This is a genomic window from Pseudomonas rosaeacicularis, from assembly GCF_057128745.1.
The window spans coordinates 486978-501986 of sequence record NZ_JBSKHT010000001.1 but is presented as its reverse complement, the minus strand read 5'-3'; the positions used below and the strand labels follow the sequence as shown (position 1 = coordinate 501986).

Below are 15009 nucleotides of genomic sequence, written 5' to 3'. Positions count from 1 at the left end.
AACTTGTTGGCGAGAGCTTTACGCGGTGTGCCAGACATGCCGCCTCGCGAACAAGTTCGCGCCTACAGGTCCCGCTTCGCCTCACGATCACCTTTCAAAGAGGGAACATTTAATGTCCCAAGAATTCGACTACATCATCATCGGCGCAGGTTCGGCCGGTAATACCTTGGCAGCCCGTCTCACCGAGGACGCAGGCGTCACCGTGCTGTTGCTTGAAGCTGGCGGCCCGGACTATCGCGCGGATTTCCGTACGCAAATGCCAGCCGCGCTCGCGTTCCCGCTGCAAGGTCGTCGCTACAACTGGGCGTATGAAACCGACCCAGAGCCACACATGAACAATCGTCGTATGGAGTGCGGCCGCGGCAAGGGCCTGGGTGGCTCGTCGCTGATCAACGGCATGTGCTACATCCGCGGCAACGCGATGGACTACGACGGCTGGGCAAAAAATCCGGGCCTCGAAGACTGGAGCTATCTGGATTGCCTGCCGTACTTTCGCAAAGCGGAAACCCGCGATATCGGCGCCAATGATTACCACGGCGGAGATGGTCCGGTCAGCGTGACAACACCCAAAGCAGGCAACAACCCGCTGTTCGCCGCGATGGTTGAAGCAGGCGTACAAGCCGGTTATCCGCGCACCGACGACCTCAACGGTTATCAACAAGAGGGCTTCGGCCCGATGGACCGCACCGTCACGCCGTTCGGCCGTCGCGCCAGCACTGCACGCGGATACCTGGATGACGCCAAGAAGCGCTCGACCCTGACCATCGTCACTCACGCTTTGACCGACCGCATCCTGTTCGACGGCAAGCGCGCAGTCGGCGTGGCTTATCTGGTCGGCGACAGCGACGCGCGCATTGAAGCCCGTGCGCGCAAGGAAGTGCTGCTGTGCGGCGGCGCCATCGCCTCGCCGCAGATTTTGCAGCGCTCCGGTGTCGGTCCCGCCGAAGTCCTGAAAAAGCTGGATATCCCGGTGGTTCACGACCTGCCGGGCATCGGCGAAAACTTGCAGGATCACCTGGAAATGTACCTGCAATACGCGTGCACCGAGCCGGTCTCGCTGTATCCATCGTTGCTGTGGTGGAACCAACCGCAGATCGGCGCTGAATGGATGTTCCTGGGCAAAGGCATCGGCGCCAGCAATCAGTTTGAGGCCGGCGGTTTTATTCGTTCGCGCGAAGAGTTCGAGTGGCCGAACATTCAATACCACTTCCTGCCGGTGGCGATTAACTACAACGGCAGCAAGGGCGTTCAGGAACACGGTTTCCAGGCCCACGTGGGCTCCATGCGTTCGCCGAGCCGTGGCCGTGTGCAGGTCAAATCTAAGAATCCGCGCGAGTACCCGAGCATTCTTTTCAACTACATGGCCAGCGAGCAGGATTGGCAGGAGTTTCGCGACGGCATCCGCCTGACCCGCGAGATCATGCAGCAGCCGGCGCTGGACAAATACCGTGGCCGCGAAATCAGCCCGGGCATCGAAGTGCAGACTGATGAGCAACTGGATCAGTTCGTTCGCGAGCATGCCGAAACCGCGTATCACCCGTCGTGCTCGTGCAAGATGGGCACCGATGAAATGGCCGTGGTCGATGGCGAAGGTCGTGTGCACGGCATGCAGGGTCTGCGCGTGGTAGATGCGTCGATCATGCCGTTGATCACCACCGGCAATCTCAACGCACCAACGATCATGATCGCCGAGAAAATCGCCGACAAGATCCGCGGCCGCGCACCACTGCCACGCAGCACAGCAGATTACTTCGTGGCCGGCGACAAGCCTGCACGCAGCAAGCCAGTGCGAGAAGTAAGCCGGACGGCGCAGTAAAAAACGCAGCCCCCTGTAGGAGCGTGGCTTGTCCCGCGATCGGCGGGGAACCCGTCGTAGATTCGGCAAACGCGGTATATGAGGTACACCGCGTCTGCAGGGTTTGCTGCCGGTTCCCGGCAGATCGCGGGACAAGCCACGCTCCTACAAGGTCCGTGTACCTGCGCCCCTTCGTCTCACCCCCGCTTGAAGCTTGCCGCTACCCTCCCGCAGGCCTAATCTAGAGCCCCTGCAATCGTTCTACCTCCTGCGCCTCCCCGGCCCGCATATTGCTTCGAGTTTTTGTTCAGCCTGAACGCCCTCAAAAGGAGCCTTTCTGCATGTTCGATTTTTCCGCTCAACTCAAGCAGCGGTTTGCCGCGCTGCAGAGCAGTGCCCAGTTTTTCTCCCTGCGTTACGTTAAACAAACCAGCCAGCATTTATCGGTGCGCAAGAACGTCGCCGCGCCGCCGCACCTGAGCACCGATGAAGGCGCGATGCTGACCGTGCGGATCAATGGCGTCGAAACCTACGCCGCCACTAACGACATTTCACAGCGCGGCCTGCAAGCGGCGCTGGTACAGGCCGAAACCCAGGCGCGGCTGTTGGCGCCTCACGCGCTGCTCAATCTCAGCGAGCAGCGCGTCTCCAGCAGTCGTGCCGATTATCTTTCGCCCAACATGTCCAGCGCCTTCCCTTCGCTCAGTGATTGCTACGCCCTGCTCAGCGCCGAATCGGCTGCAGTGCCCAAGGATGATCGGCTGGTGAACTGGCAAGTCAGCCTGGGCCTGGAAAACGTCGAGCAGATCTACCTCAACAGCGCTGGCGCCGAGATTCGTCAGGCCCAGCGCTACGTGTTCCCGGACCTTAGCGTGACCGCGTTCGACGGCCACGACAGCCAGTCCCGCAGCCTGGGCCGTGAGAATTTCGGGCAGCAAGGAGGCGCAGAAGTCATCGCCACCTGCGGCCTTGTCGGCGCTGCGACAAAAATCGCGGATCAGGCGCTGCAATTGATCATGGCCCCCAATACGCCTTCCGGTCCGCGGGACCTGCTGTTGACACCCGATCAGATGATCCTGCAGATCCACGAATCCATCGGCCACCCGCTGGAGCTGGACCGCATTCTCGGCGATGAGCGCAATTACGCTGGCACCAGCTTCGTCAAAGCCAGCGACTTCGGCACGCTGCAGTACGGTTCGAACCTGCTGAACGTGACCTTCGACCCGGACATTCCCGAGCAACTGGCGAGCTACGGCTATGACGACGACGGCACCGAAGCCACCAAGCAATTTCTGATCAAGGACGGCGTGCTGGTCCGGCCACTGGGCGGCGCATTGTCGCAATTTCGTGCCGGCATGGACGGCGTTGCCAACAGCCGGGCGTGCAGCTGGAACCGCGCGCCCATCGACCGCATGGCTAACCTCAACATCGAGCCAGGCGACAAGTCTATGGCGCAGTTGATCGGCGGCATCGAGCACGGCATTTTGATGAGCACCAACAGTTCATGGTCCATCGACGATGCCCGCAACAAATTCCAGTTCGGCTGCGAGTGGGGTCAACTGATCGAAAATGGCGAACTCAAAGGCGTGGTGAAGAACCCCAACTACCGCGCAATCTCGGCGCAGTTCTGGCGCAACCTCAGTGCAGTGGGCGACCCGAGCACGTTCAAGGTCCTCGGCACGCCGAACTGCGGCAAGGGCGAACCCAATCAGGTCGTGCGCGTGGGGCATGCATCACCCGCCTGCGTGTTCTCCAATGTCGATGTTTTCGGAGGTGACGCCTGATGTCTCATCACACTCAGTTCAAGGCGCTGGTCGAATCGCTGCACGGCGCAATCACCCATCAGGAACGCTTCACCCTCAGCTACAACGCCGAGGAATCGGATTTCATACGCTTCAATCACGCCAAAGTGCGTCAAGCCGGCCGTGTGCAGCAGGCCAGCGTGAATTTCAAACTGATTGACGATGGCCGCCACGCCAACCTGAGCCTGACCCTCTCAGGCGACAGCGATGTGGATCGTCAGCGGCTGTCCGAAGCCCTGCATCAACTGCGCGAAACCCTGACGCTGCTGCCGAAAGATCCCTATCTGTTGCTCAACGAAAACGACTGGCAGAGCACCAACGTTCAAGACCAGCCGCTTCCAGACAGCGACCATGTGGTGCAGCAGATCGCACAACTGGGCGAAGGGCTGGATCTGGTCGGCATCTACGCGGCGGGCCCGCTGTATCGCGGTTTTGCCAGTTCCAATGGCGCGTTCGGCTGGCATCAGGCCAACAGCTTCAATTTCGACTGGAGCCTGTTCCACGAGAACGGGCAGGCGGTCAAAGCCAATTACGCCGGGCACGACTGGAGCGATGAGGGATTTGCTCGCCGCTTCAATCTGGCCCGTGAGCAGTTGGCGTTTCTCGGACGCCCCGCTCGCACGCTGGCGCCGGGGCAGTACCGCGCGTATCTGGCCCCTGCGGCGGTAGAGGAAATCATCGGCATGCTGGGTTGGGGCGGGTTTTCCGCGCAGTCGCTGGCAGACAAGAGCAGCCCGCTGCAACGCTTGTACAGCGGCGACCTTTCGCTGAGCCCGTTGGTGAGCATGGATGAGCAAGTGAGCGGTTCGTTGTCACCGGCATTTTCGGGCGAGGGGTATCCGCGGTCGGATCTGTCGCTGGTGGTCGAAGGCGCGGCTAGGGATCAACTCGTCGGCTCACGCAGCGCGGCGGAATACGGTTTGACGGCCAACGGCGCAGGCTGGGGTGAGTCGCCAAGCGCGCTGAGCATGAAGGGCGGCTCGCTGGGGCTGGACGAAGTGCTGCAAACGTTGGGCACCGGCCTGTACATCAGCAACTTGTGGTACCTCAACTTCTCGGACCGCAGCGCCGGGCGCATGACTGGTCTGACGCGCTTCGCGACGTTCTGGGTCGAGGACGGCAAGATCATCGCGCCGCTCAGCACCATGCGTTTTGACGACAGTGTGTTCAGCCTGTTGGGCGGCGCACTGGAAGCGTTGACCACAGAGAGGGAACTGATTCTGTCGACGAGTACCTATAGTCAGCGCGATACCAGTTCTAACCTGCTGCCGGGGGCGCTGATCAGCAAGCTGACGTTGACGCTTTAGTCGGGCCGAACACTATCCCGTGGGAGCGGACCTGTCCGCGAAGAGGTCAGTACATCCGCCGCACATCCGGCGTCTGGCCCCCAGCATTCGCTCCCACGGAATTCGGCCGATCAGCACGAATTGCAAAAAACCATAAGAAACCAACAAAGGACACACGCCCCACATGCCGACCACAACCCCGCAGCTGGACGCCAAAACCCTGCGCTGGATGCCTTGGGTCATTGCCATCGCTTTCTTCATGCAAAGCCTGGACGGCACGATTCTCAACACTGCCCTGCCCTCCATGGCCAGCTCGTTGTCCGAAGACCCGCTGCGCATGCAGTCAGTGATCATCGCCTACATGCTGACCATCGCCCTGCTGATCCCGGCCTCCGGCTGGATCTCCGACCGCTTTGGCATCAAGCGCATTTTCTTCAGCGCCATCCTCCTGTTCAGCTTCGGCTCACTGCTCTGCGCGCTGGCCAACTCGTTGAGCATGCTGGTCGGCGCGCGAGTGATTCAGGGGCTGGGCGGTGCGCTGATGATGCCGGTCGGGCGCTTGATCGTCTTGCGCGCCTACCCACGAACCGAGCTGGTCCGCACCTTGAGCTTCATCACCATGCCTGCGCTGCTCGGGCCATTGATGGGGCCGACAGTGGGTGGCTGGCTGGTGGAATACCTGAGCTGGCACTGGATCTTCCTGATCAACATCCCGGTCGGGATTCTGGGCTGCTTCGCCGTGCGCAAATTTATCCCGGATTTGCAGGGTGGCGGGCGTACGCGCTTCGATATGGTGGGCTTTTTGCTGTTCGGCGCATCGATGGTGTTGATCACCATCGCCCTAGAAGGCCTGGGCGAGCTGCATTTACCGCACCTGCGCGTGGTGATGTTGTTGTTTGGCGGCATGGCGTGTCTGGCGGCGTATTGGTTACGCGCCAGTCACGTGGAATCGCCGTTGTTCTCGGCGTCGCTGTTCAAGACCCGCAGTTTTGCCGTGGGCATCATGGGCAACCTGTTCGCCCGACTGGGCAGCGGCGCGTTGCCGTTTCTGGTGCCGCTGATGCTACAAGTCGCGCTGGGCTATTCGCCGTCCCACGCCGGGATGAGCATGATCCCGCTGGCGCTGGCGGCCATGTTCGCCAAGCCGCTGGCAACCAAAGCCATCGAGCGCCTCGGCTACCGCATCGTGCTGACGGGCAACACGCTGCTGCTGGGTATTTTGCTGGCGAGCATGGCGCTGATCAGTGCCGAGACGCCGTACTGGATGCTGTTGATTCATCTGGCGTTGCTGGGTGGCGTCAATTCGCTGCAGTTTTCAGCGATGAATGCCGTCACGCTGATTGATCTGGACGACGCCAACGCCGCCAGCGGCAACAGCCTGTTGTCGGTGGTGGCGCAGTTGTCCTTGAGTCTTGGCGTAGCCTGCGCCGCAGCGTTGCTGGGCGGGTTTACCGATGACGTAGCAACCGGAGAAGTCAGCAGCGTGCTGGGTGCGTTTCAGTTGACGTTCCTGTGCGTTGGCGTGCTGGCCATGCTCGCTGCAACGATCTTCCTGCAGCTGTCGCCGAGGATCACACCGGAAAATCCGCCGCGTAAACCACAGCCGGAGCCCGAGATCGAAGCGTGATCGAAAACCTGTAGGAGCGAATTTATTCGCGAGAGATCGGGGCCGGCGACAGACGCTCGTCGACCATGCCGACGTTTCGCGAATAAATTCGCTCCTACAGGGTTTGTGTCCCCAAGTACTGCCATTTATCGCCAGCGCCCCCAAGGCAGGGGCACTGACCTGATACACTGCGCGACATTTTGTTTTGCAGGCTCACTCTTGTGACTAACACCGCGTTCAACACCTTGCCCCTTTCCGCCGCCATGCTGGCTAACCTGGAGTCTCTCGGTTATGCCCAGATGACGCCGATTCAGGCGCAGAGCCTGCCGGTGATTCTCAAGGGCATGGACCTGATCGCTCAGGCCAAGACCGGCAGCGGCAAAACCGCAGCCTTCGGTATCGGCCTGCTCAACCCCATCAATCCGCGCTTCTTCGGCTGCCAGGCGCTGGTGCTTTGCCCCACGCGCGAGCTGGCTGACCAGGTCGCCAAGGAAATCCGCCGTCTGGCGCGCTCCGAAGACAACATCAAAGTCCTGACCCTGTGCGGCGGCGTCTCGTTCGGCCCACAGATTGGCTCGCTGGAGCACGGCGCGCACATCATCGTCGGCACCCCGGGCCGCATTCAGCAGCACCTGCGCAAGGGTTCACTGGTGCTGGATGGCTTGAACACGCTGATCCTCGACGAAGCCGACCGCATGCTCGACATGGGTTTCTACGATTCGATCGCCGACATCATCGAGCAGACGCCGACCCGCCGTCAGACCCTGCTGTTCTCGGCCACTTACCCGGTGGGCATCAAGCAGCTGTCGTCCAAATTCATGCGCGACCCGCAGACCGTCAAGGTCGAGGCGCTGCACGCCGACAGCCAGATCGAGCAGATCTTCTACGAAATCTCCCCGGAACAGCGTCTAGAAGCGGTGGTGAAAGTGCTCGATCACTTCCGCCCGCAATCCTGTGTGGCTTTCTGCTTCACCAAGCAGCAGGTTCAGGAAGTGGTCGATCACCTGATCGCCAAAGGCATGTCGGCAGTCGGTCTGCATGGCGATCTGGAACAACGTGATCGCGATCAAGTGCTGGCGATGTTCGCCAACCGCAGTACCTCGGTGCTGGTCGCCACTGATGTTGCGGCGCGTGGTCTGGACATCGATGGCCTGGACATGGTGCTCAACGTCGAACTGGCGCGTGATTCGGAAATCCACATCCACCGCGTCGGCCGTACCGGTCGTGCGGGCGAGACCGGCATCGCCGTCAGTCTCGTTGCACCTTCGGAAAGCCAGCGCGCTCGCGCTGTTGAAGAATTGCAGAAAGCGCCGCTGAACTGGCAGCAATACGACAACCTGACTCGCACCGAAGGCGGCAAGCTGCTGCCACCGATGACCACCCTGTGCATCGGCTCGGGTCGCAAGGACAAATTGCGCCCAGGCGATATCCTCGGCGCGTTGACCGGTGAAGCGGGCATTCCAGGAACTCAGGTCGGCAAGATCGCGATTTTCGATTTCCAAGCCTACGTCGCCGTCGAGCGCAGCATGGCCAAACAGGCGCTGGAGCGCTTGAACAACGGCAAGATCAAGGGCAAATCGTTGCGCGTGCGGATTCTCTAAAACCCGCGCACCCCTTGTAGGAGCTGCCGAGGTTACGAAGGCTGCGATCGCGGTGTGTCAGGTGTACCGAATCGCAGCCTTCGTCCCTCGGCAGCTCCTACAGATCGTAATCCGACTTCAATACAGCTTGAACACCCCGAGGAATCCGCTTTGCCCGTTACTGACGTTGTGATCATCGGCGCTGGCGCCGCAGGTTTGTTATGCGCCTTCACTGCCGCCAATCGTGGGCGCAAGGTGATGTTGATCGATCACGCGAACAAGCCGGGCAAGAAGATCCTCATGTCCGGTGGTGGGCGCTGTAACTTCACCAACATGTACAGCGAGCCGGGCAACTTCCTGTCCCAGAATCCGCACTTCTGCAAATCCGCGCTGGCGCGCTACACCCAGTGGGATTTCATCGAGCTGGTGGCCAAGCACGGCGTGCCGTACCACGAGAAAAAACTCGGTCAGCTGTTCTGCGACAACAAGTCCAGCGACATCCTTGAGCTGCTGCTGGAGGAGTGCAAACAGGCTGGCGTGAAGCTGCACATGGACACCGCCGTGCAGCAGATCGAAAAAGTCGACACCGGCTATCAGCTGCAAACCACGCTGGGCGACATCAATTGCCAATCGCTGGTCATCGCCACCGGCGGCCTGTCGATCCCGACCTTGGGCGCTACCGGCTTCGGTTATCAAGTGGGCAAGCAGTTCGGCCACACGCTGCTGCCTACGCGCGCAGGCCTGGTGCCGTTCACGATCACCGATCAGCTCAAAGACTTGTGCACTGAGCTGTCGGGCACGTCGGTGGATTGCCTGGTCAGCTGCAATGACACCAGCTTCCGGGAAAACATCCTGTTCACCCATCGGGGCCTCAGCGGGCCGGCGATCCTGCAGATTTCTTCGTTCTGGTTGCCGGGCGACGCGGTGGAAATCGATCTGATGCCGGACCACGACGTGCCGAGTTGGCTGGCCGAGCAGCAAGCCGAGCGCCCCAACAGTGAGCTGAAAACCCTGCTGGGTGAAATCTTCACCAAGAAGATGGCTAATCTGATCGCCGAGCACTGGTTTGCGTCCAAGCCGATGAAGCAGTACACCCATGCCGAGCTTGCCGACATCGCAGCAAAACTGGCGAGCTGGCAGGTGGTTCCGGCGGGCACCGAAGGCTATCGCACGGCTGAAGTCACGCTGGGCGGCATCGACACGCGAGAGGTCTCGTCCAAAACCATGGAGTCGCTGAAGTCACCGGGCTTGTACTTTGTGGGCGAAGTGCTGGACGTCAGCGGCCATCTGGGCGGTTTTAACTTCCAATGGGCCTGGGCCTCGGGGTTCACAGCTGCGCAGTTCGTCTGACGACAACACTCTGTAGGAGCGAATTTATTCGCGATACGTTGCCATGGCCAACAAACATGCGTCGGATTTACTGGCGTCTCGCGAATAAATTCGCTCCTACAGAAGTTCTGCGAAGGCCTGCTATTACGGAATAAATTTCACCTGCCCGATGTACAGCCCTCGTTGATCGCTGTACATATTCGTCAGTGACAATTGATATATCGCGAACAAGGCAGTCAGCGTTCATATGGCATCGAAATCCAAGTCGTTGCGTAATACCTTCCGCCGCCTGTGGGCGCTGGACAAGTTCAGCTATAGCGTGCGGGTGTTTATCGCCCTGACCGGCAGCATGGCGCTGTGCTGGTACCAAGGCGAAATGAAACAGCTGATTCCGCTGTTTCTCGGGATTATCGCCTGCGCACTGTCTGAAACCGACGACAGCTGGCAGGGCCGCCTCAATGCGCTGGCCGTGACGCTGGTGTGTTTCAGCGTCGCCGCGCTGTCAGTGGAACTGCTTTTCCCCTACCCCGTCCTTTTTGTCTGCTCCATGGCCGTGGCAGCTTTTGGCCTGACCATGCTCGGCGCGCTCGGCGAACGCTATGGCGCGATTGCCTACGGCACCTTGATTCTCTCGGTCTACACAATGATCGGTGTCGACCAGCGCGGCGGCGAGGTCACTGACTTCTGGCACGAACCGATGCTGCTGGTGGCTGGCGCAGCGTGGTACGGCTTGCTCTCGGTGCTCTGGCAAATGCTGTTCTCCAACCAGCCGGTGCAGCAAGCGCTGGCCAGGTTGTTCCGCGAGCTGGGTATGTACCTGAAGATTAAGTCCGAGCTGTTCGAACCGATTCGAACGCTGGACGTGGAGGCGCGTCGGCTGGACCTCGCCAAGCAAAACGGCAAGGTCGTGGCGGCGCTGAACTCCGCCAAGGAAATCATCCTGAACCGCGTCGGCAGCGGCCGACCGGGCTCGAAAGTCAGCCGCTACCTGAAGCTGTACTTCCTGGCGCAAGACATCCATGAGCGCGCCAGCTCCTCGCACTACCCTTATAACTCGCTGGCCGATGCCTTTTTCCACAGCGACGTGTTGTTTCGCTGTCAACGCCTGCTGCGTCAGCAAGGCACGGCCTGTCGCGATCTGTCGGTGTCTATCCAGTTGCGTCAGCCGTTCATTTACGACGACAGCTTTGCTCACGCACTCAATGATTTGCGCGCATCGCTGGAACACCTGCGCATTCAGAGCAACCCGGCATGGCGTGGCTTGCTGCGCTCGTTGCGCGCGCTGGCCAACAACCTCGCCACCCTCGACCGATTGCTCAGCGACGCCAGCAATCCTGACGCGCTGGCAGACGCCACTGACAGCAGTTTGCTGGACCGCTCGCCGCGCAACTTTAAAGACGTGTGGAATCGCCTGCGCCTGCAACTGACTCCAACATCGCTGCTGTTTCGTCACGCGCTACGCCTGCCGCTGGCCTTGGTGGTGGGTTACCTCACCGTGCATCTGATCCATCCGTCGCAGGGTTACTGGATCATCCTCACCACGGTGTTCGTCTGTCAGCCAAGCTACGGCGCGACACGGCGCAAACTGGGACAGCGAATCATTGGCACGGCCATCGGCCTGACCATTGGCTGGGTGCTGTTCGACGTGGTGACCGCGCCGATTCTGCAATCGATGTGCGCTGTCATTGCCGGGGTGGTGTTCTTCGTCAATCGCACCACGCGCTATACGCTGTCGACAGCAGCAATCACGGTGATGATTCTGTTCTGCTTCAATCAGGTGGGCGACGGCTACGGCCTGTTTCTGCCGCGTCTGCTGGACACCCTGCTGGGCAGCTTGATCGCGGGCCTGGCGGTGTTTTTGTTCCTGCCGGACTGGCAAGGCCGACGCCTGAACAAGGTGCTGGCCAATACGCTGACCTGCAACAGCATTTACTTGCGACAGATCATGGAGCAATACGCGCAGGGCAAGCGCGATGACCTGGCTTATCGCCTCGCACGGCGCAACGCGCACAACGCGGACGCGGCGCTGTCGACAACGCTGGCAAACATGCTGATGGAGCCGGGGCATTTCCGGAAGGAAGCCGACGTGGGGTTTCGCTTTCTGGTGTTGTCGCACACGCTGCTCAGCTATCTGTCAGGGCTAGGCGCGCATCGGGAAACCTCGTTGCCTGCCGAGGTGCGCGAGCAGCTGATTGAGGGCGCGGGCGCCAACCTGGCCAGCAGTATCGATGAGATTGCGCAAAGCCTGGCAACCCGGCAACCGGTGGCGATTCAGAGTGATGCCGAGGAGGCCCTGGCGGCGGAGCTGGAGCAGATGCCCGAAGACCTCGACGAAGGTCAACGGCTGGTGCAGACGCAATTGGCGCTTATCTGCCGTCAGCTCGGGCCGCTGCGCACCCTGGCTGCGCATTTGATCAAGGCGCCTGCCGATGAACCCACCGACCTTACAAACCGTGCAGCTTGAAGAGCTTGTCGTAGCTGCCATCGGCTTTCATGGCAGCGATTTCCTGATCGAAGCGGGTGACGATCTGTTCGTGCTCGGGGTTCTTCAGGCTGACCAGAATGTGCAGGGTATTTTCGGCCAATGATGTAGGCAAAAACTCCACGCTGCCTTGCACATCCTGGGACTCACGGCTCAGCGCGTAGCGTGCGGCGTATTCATCCTCAACCGTTAACTCCACGCGGCCAGCAGCCAGCATGCGTACAGCTGTGGAAAAACTGGCAACCGGCACCTTTTTCAATTCCAGATCATTATCGAACGCGGGCGAGTAAGCGTAACCACGCACAACCGCGATGGTATGCGGGTGCAGTTGTGCAAGGCTCTGGTAATCGACATCGAAATCCTTGCGCTTGATGAAGCGCAAGCGATTGGTCAGATAGGCAGCAGAAAACTGGCCGATGCGGGTGCGATCATCGCTGTACCACGCGTTGATCAATATGTCGTAGCGCCCTTCGTTCAACCCGTGCACGGCACGAGCCCACGGAACCTGTTCGTATTCGGTGGAGTAGCCTGCGCGGCTCAAGGCGGTGTTGATCAGATCGGTGGCCAGGCCGCCGTTGAGTAACGAGGTATCGGCATAGGGGGCCCAGGCATCGCCTGCCATGCGTAAGGTGTCTGCCGCCGCAGTGTTGGCCACCCAGATCACGCCCAAAAACCCCATGGCTCGAAGCAGACGCGGCATGCTCAAGATCCTTTGGCAAACTGACAGCCCGTTATTTTTTGCAACCCCGAGTGCTACATGCAGCGCTGACCAACCTATGTGGCAAGTCGCCTTCATTGAAGACTCATTCTGCCCTTTGCACAACGTATAAGAATGTAATGTCTGTGCCGCAGTTCAAGAAAGCGGATCAAAAACCGAGCCTGTATTCCTGCCGCCAAGGCACATGCCCGATCATTGAGTTGGGATCGCCTCATTAAGCGTTTAGTATCCGACATGGATTTCTTTTACGAGCACGCGTCATGTCGATCAACTGGATTTGCAAACATCACACCGAACTCAACAAAGAGCAGTTGTACGCCATTCTTCAACTTCGGGCGCAAGTGTTCGTGGTGGAGCAAAAGTGCTGGTATCAGGACGTCGACGGACAGGACTTACTGGGGGACACCTGCCATTTGATGGCGTGGCAAAATGAGCAGCTCGTGGCGTATCTGCGCTTGCTCGATCCGATCCAACAGAATGGCGACGTGACCATCGGCCGTGTCGTCACCGCCCCATCGATGCGCAACAAAGGCATGGGCCATGAGCTGATGGTGCAGGCCATCGACCACGCAGAGCGCAAATGGCCCGATCAACCCATCTATCTGTCGGCCCAGGCTCATCTGCAGGGGTATTACAGCCGTTACGGTTTCAACTCAGTGGGCGATGTGTACGTGGAAGACGGCATTGAACACATCGGCATGCGCCGCGACCTGGATTGAAAACGGCAATGCCCGGTGTCAGGGATAACCCAGCACCGATTTGATCTGCGTGAGATGGGCGGCAATCCACTCCTTGTCGATGGCCCCCCATTCACGAATCCGGTAACCGCCCGCGTGGTTGCGCGCCCCATCCAGTTGCTCGAACTCACACACGATATCCAGATCCGCCAGCGCCGCAATAGTGTCTTGTGCGGTACGCCGGGGCATGCCTGTGATCTCGGTCAACGCCGGCACGCTGCTGGCGATTCCACTGTCGATCAAATAGGCCACATACAAGCGGCGGTAGAAGCTGGATTTGGTTTTGCTGACGTCCATTTATGTGGGTCCTGTTAACAAGATTCGCAGGATTGTAAGCCCTGACAGATCGAAGCTGTACGACATGTCCGAGAAGACATCTACCTTGGGCTTAACCGAAAATCCTCGCTTCGCGTCTCGATTACGGATGCGTAAACTCGGCGCTTTTTGCTGTGTGCGAGAAGTAGTAAATGACCCGTGAGCCACTGACGGCAGCGCTAGTTGCATGGATTAGTGAAACAGGTCTTGCAGGCCCGATTCCGACAGAAAGAATGAGAGCAATTCTTTCAATAGGTCGATTCCCGATCGATATGCTGAACGTGCTCGGCTGCAAGGATCTGGAGCTGGTAACAACCATTTCGGTCCTGGAAAAAATGATCTTCGATCACGGCCTCAGATACGATCATCTTTGTGGTTTGCACGGTTTGATTTGCAGACCAGAGAAAATCTTCAGGTCAGCCTCTCGTCCAGAGACCTCGGTCGTGATCATGAGCTTGGAGACGCTTCGGGATCGCCCTATCATCCTGCCGATAGAGCTCAACAAACCAATGGCGAAAGGGCAACTGCCGGTGCATTGGCTTTCAAGCGGATACGCTAAAGACAATCGGGAAATGATTGATCGCTGGGAAAGGGATGGGCTGTTGATTTGGCAGGGGTAGAACGAAGAGAGGAGCGTGCTGCGCAAGGAATTGCCTAGGGCACGGATAGCGCAGCTCTAATTGCTGAGGTATTGAACGTGCCAGCTAGACAGACCGAATTCTAAAGAAGTTGCAAATGAAGTCAACGAGATTGTCTGGATCAATGAGTCCTCCGGTCACGTGAACCGCCGAAGCACTCCCCTGACAGCCTAGCGTCCAGCCTGCATATCCCGCCAAGTCAAATACACCCGCAGATCAAACTCCACTTGGTGATACCCCGGCTGCATGTGTTCGCACAGGTTGTAGAAGGCTTTGTTGTGGTCGGATTCTTTGAAGTGCGCCAGCTCGTGCACGACGATCATTTTCAAGAACTCGGGCGCTGCCTCCTTGAACAGCGCGGCGACGCGAATCTCTTTTTTCGCCTTGAGCTTACCGCCCTGCACGCGTGACACGGTGGTGTGTAGCCCGAGTGCGCGATGAGTGAGGTCCAGACGATTGTCGAACAGCACTTTGTCGATGTTGGGCGCATTGCGCAGGTGCTCCTGCTTGAGCGACAGCGCGTATGCATACAGCGCTTTGTCGCTCTGAACCTCATGACGGCCTGGATAGCGCTGCTCCAGATACGCGCCCAGCTTGTCTTTGGCAATCAGCTGCCGCACTTGCTCTTGCAGGCCTGGGGGATAGGCCTGCAAGTACTTCAGCGGAATAACGATCGGTGAGCTCATGTTCACTTCAAGCGGCGGCAAAACGCGGAGTTTAC

General features: G+C 59.4%; 12 protein-coding genes. 9 read left to right on the top strand and 3 right to left on the bottom strand.

Going from position 1 to position 15009, the window contains the following annotated elements; genetic code table 11:
- The first annotated feature begins 112 nt into the window (after positions 1-112).
- From betA to yccS, 7 genes are all read left to right on the top strand, one after another.
- Positions 113-1816 carry a choline dehydrogenase gene (gene betA, locus ACWKWM_RS02320; protein ID WP_483844551.1) on the top strand — a complete coding sequence of 568 codons (1704 nt, stop codon included), beginning with the start codon at positions 113-115 and terminating at the stop codon, positions 1814-1816.
- A 320-nt stretch (positions 1817-2136) separates the two neighbouring features.
- Positions 2137-3579, top strand: a complete 1443-nt coding sequence (locus ACWKWM_RS02315; protein WP_483844550.1) for a TldD/PmbA family protein — start codon at positions 2137-2139, stop codon at positions 3577-3579.
- Positions 3579-4904, top strand: coding sequence for a TldD/PmbA family protein (locus tag ACWKWM_RS02310; RefSeq protein ID WP_483844549.1), 1326 nt, complete (start codon positions 3579-3581; stop codon positions 4902-4904). Before ACWKWM_RS02315 ends, ACWKWM_RS02310 begins: the two co-directional genes overlap by 1 nt.
- Before the next feature lie 163 nt (positions 4905-5067).
- Complete coding sequence (mdtD, locus tag ACWKWM_RS02305; protein ID WP_483844548.1) at positions 5068-6510, top strand: multidrug transporter subunit MdtD; 1443 nt, start codon at positions 5068-5070, stop codon at positions 6508-6510.
- A 200-nt stretch (positions 6511-6710) separates the two neighbouring features.
- Positions 6711-8090, top strand: a complete 1380-nt coding sequence (dbpA, locus tag ACWKWM_RS02300; RefSeq protein ID WP_483844547.1) for an ATP-dependent RNA helicase DbpA — start codon at positions 6711-6713, stop codon at positions 8088-8090.
- Positions 8091-8240: 150 nt separating this feature from the next.
- Positions 8241-9419, top strand: coding sequence for a BaiN/RdsA family NAD(P)/FAD-dependent oxidoreductase (locus tag ACWKWM_RS02295; RefSeq protein ID WP_483844546.1), 1179 nt, complete (start codon positions 8241-8243; stop codon positions 9417-9419).
- Positions 9420-9645: 226 nt separating this feature from the next.
- Entirely contained in the window at positions 9646-11862 is a 2217-nt protein-coding gene (yccS, locus tag ACWKWM_RS02290; RefSeq protein ID WP_483844545.1) for a YccS family putative transporter, read from the top strand.
- Here the strand turns inward: yccS and ACWKWM_RS02285 are convergent.
- The gene (locus ACWKWM_RS02285; protein ID WP_483844544.1) at positions 11843-12580 is read right to left on the bottom strand and encodes a substrate-binding periplasmic protein; all 738 of its coding nucleotides are present in this window, start codon (positions 12578-12580) and stop codon (positions 11843-11845) included. The two genes, yccS and ACWKWM_RS02285, sit on opposite strands and share 20 nt — an antisense overlap.
- A gap of 278 nt (positions 12581-12858) precedes the next feature.
- Between ACWKWM_RS02285 and ACWKWM_RS02280 the strand changes: the two genes are divergently transcribed.
- Positions 12859-13317, top strand: a complete 459-nt coding sequence (locus ACWKWM_RS02280; RefSeq protein ID WP_483844543.1) for a GNAT family N-acetyltransferase — start codon at positions 12859-12861, stop codon at positions 13315-13317.
- Between the two features lie 18 nt (positions 13318-13335).
- On the opposite strand, the gene ACWKWM_RS02275 is transcribed toward ACWKWM_RS02280, so the two are convergent.
- Positions 13336-13632, bottom strand: a complete 297-nt coding sequence (locus tag ACWKWM_RS02275) for a winged helix-turn-helix domain-containing protein (RefSeq protein WP_483844542.1) — start codon at positions 13630-13632, stop codon at positions 13336-13338.
- A gap of 170 nt (positions 13633-13802) precedes the next feature.
- Here ACWKWM_RS02275 and ACWKWM_RS02270 point away from each other — a divergent pair, with 170 nt between their 5' ends.
- Positions 13803-14270: a MuF-C-terminal domain-containing protein gene (locus tag ACWKWM_RS02270; protein ID WP_483844541.1), complete on the top strand. Its 468-nt coding sequence runs from the start codon at positions 13803-13805 to the stop codon at positions 14268-14270.
- A 188-nt stretch (positions 14271-14458) separates the two neighbouring features.
- Here the strand turns inward: ACWKWM_RS02270 and ACWKWM_RS02265 are convergent, their stop codons facing one another.
- Positions 14459-14974, bottom strand: a complete 516-nt coding sequence (locus ACWKWM_RS02265) for a YgjP-like metallopeptidase domain-containing protein (RefSeq protein WP_483844540.1) — start codon at positions 14972-14974, stop codon at positions 14459-14461.
- Positions 14975-15009: the final 35 nt, after the last annotated feature.